We start from the raw sequence: 2,137 nt of genomic DNA on the forward strand, positions 1-2,137 counted from the left end.
ACTACAGTTACCACCCTACCGCATGTTTGCGGTCGTTTGCATTCTTTTGGGTGCTACAGCGACGAAACATCACCATACGAATACCTCAATGCTTTATGCATCAAATAAGTACCTGCACGCAAAGAATTTACATGTAGCGGTGAGTGTTCCCCGATAAAAGAATTCCCGCAGCAGACCAGGGGAGAGGGCCGCGGACCGAAAGAATGAACAGCAATCTAGGGGGAGTAGATAGCGGGGCAGAGTAATAGTCGATAGGTTAAGGGAATATTCGATAGGCTATTGCCTCCTTCGCGGGTTTAAAACCCACGGCGAAGACACTAACCTATCGAACACTGCGCCTACCCAAGAGCGCCCACCCAAGAGCACCCGCCCAAGACAGACCCTGCCCAAAACACACACCACCTCAGCCTCCGCACCCGAACGCCCATGCCCTCGCATTCCCGCCCTCCGTGTCCCAGCCCAGCAGCCCCTCCCGCATATCCCACCCCATTCCCTCCTCATGCCCGTAATGTGGCGGGCAACTCATGCGGCTCACGCGGGGTGTTAGACAGTACTACACTTAAAGCGGAAGTCACATCGCCGTCACTGAAGAAAAGAGTTTTTGTGCCCACCACGACCGTACATTTGACCGACCGCATCCCTCGCGTTTCTGCTGATGAGTTGCTGGCGGGTTTCCGCCCCTCTGAGCGTTTTGGTGAAGTGTCTTTTGATAGCTACATTCCTGATCCGAATCAGCCGTCGCAGGCTGAGGCCGTGCAGAAGCTGAAGGATTTTGGCGACAAGATTAATGGTGGCGGCGCTGGTGCCGGTTTCTTTGGTCGCCTGTTTGGTGGCAAGAAGAAGGATTCGACGAAGGCTGGCCTGTACCTTGACGGCGGTTTTGGTGTGGGTAAGACTCACTTGTTGGCGTCGCTGTGGCATTATGTGGATGGCCCGAAGGCTTTCGGTACTTTTGTGGAGTACACGAACCTGGTGGGTGCGTTGACGTTCCGTAAGACGGTTGAGGCGTTGAGCAGCTACAAGCTGGTGTGCATTGACGAGTTTGAGCTGGATGATCCGGGTGATACGGTGCTCATGTCTCGTCTGATGCGTGAGCTGGCGGATGCTGGCGTGAAGCTTGTGGCGACCTCGAATACGCTGCCTGGTGCGCTGGGTGAGGGCCGTTTTGCGGCTGAGGATTTTAAGCGTGAGATTCAGGTGCTTGCTTCGCAGTTTGAGGTGCACCGTGTGGATGGTGAGGATTTCCGTCACCGTGGCCTGCCTGCTGCGCCGGAGCCTGTTGCTGATGATGCGTTTGATGCGAAGGTTGAGGAAGTGTTCGGCGGCCAGACTGTTGGTGTTGATAACTTCGCTGACCTGGTGGAGCACCTGGCGAAGGTGCACCCGTCGCGTTACCGTCAGCTGATTGATGGCCTGGATGGTATTGCGTGGCGTGATGTTCACCCGATTACTGAGCAGTCGGTGGCGCTGCGTTTTGTGGTGTTGGCTGACCGCCTGTATGACAAGGACTTGCCGATTGTTTCTTCGGGTGTGCCTTTTGACAAGGTGTTTACTGAGGAGATGCTGGCTGGTGGTTATCAGAAGAAGTATTTCCGTGCGGTGTCTCGTTTGACTGCGTTGGCTCGTGAGGGCATGCTGGGTGAGGAGGCGGAGCGCTAGTTCCGCTGTTCGCCGGGGCCGAGCTTTGGCCGGCTCGGGTTTTGATGCGCTGTTCTTTCTAGTCCCGTGAGACTCGAAGCTCGCCCGGTTTGCATGGTTAGCTTGGTTAGTCTGGTTTACCTGAACCGCGCCAACCCCTCTCATACGTGAGGACCCTCGCCGGGTCGCTTAGGAAGCACCCGGCGGGGGTCTTTGTGTGAGCGAGAACCTGGTACGTGACGGGAACATGGCGTGTCGCTCGCATGGTTTCTTCCCTTGCCAGGGAGTTATGCGGGGGTAGATGTGGTTGGAGTGTATAATTTTGCGTGTAGCCTCCGCGAGGTTCTCGCGAAGCACCCGTTTCTGCCGCATGGTTGCGGGCTATTTTCGGGTAGCTATTTCCCTTCCTTTTCGGAGGGACTTTCATTGAGGGCGAGGGTACCCAGCGGCTTTAGCAGACCCACAGGCACATTTCCCTTCCTTTTCGGAGGGACTTTCA

The 2,137-nt window shown here is 56.0% G+C and carries 1 protein-coding gene; it reads left to right on the forward strand.

Annotated features, from left to right (window positions below):
- Positions 1–603: 603 nt before the first annotated feature.
- On the forward strand, positions 604–1,659 hold the full coding sequence (gene zapE / locus HMPREF3055_RS04670) for a cell division protein ZapE (protein WP_005506346.1): 1,056 nt from the start codon (positions 604–606) through the stop codon (positions 1,657–1,659).
- The last annotated feature ends 478 nt before the right edge of the window (positions 1,660–2,137 follow it).

It is taken from the genome of Rothia sp. HMSC061C12 (genome assembly GCF_001815755.1).
Lineage (GTDB): Bacteria > Actinomycetota > Actinomycetes > Actinomycetales > Micrococcaceae > Rothia > Rothia mucilaginosa.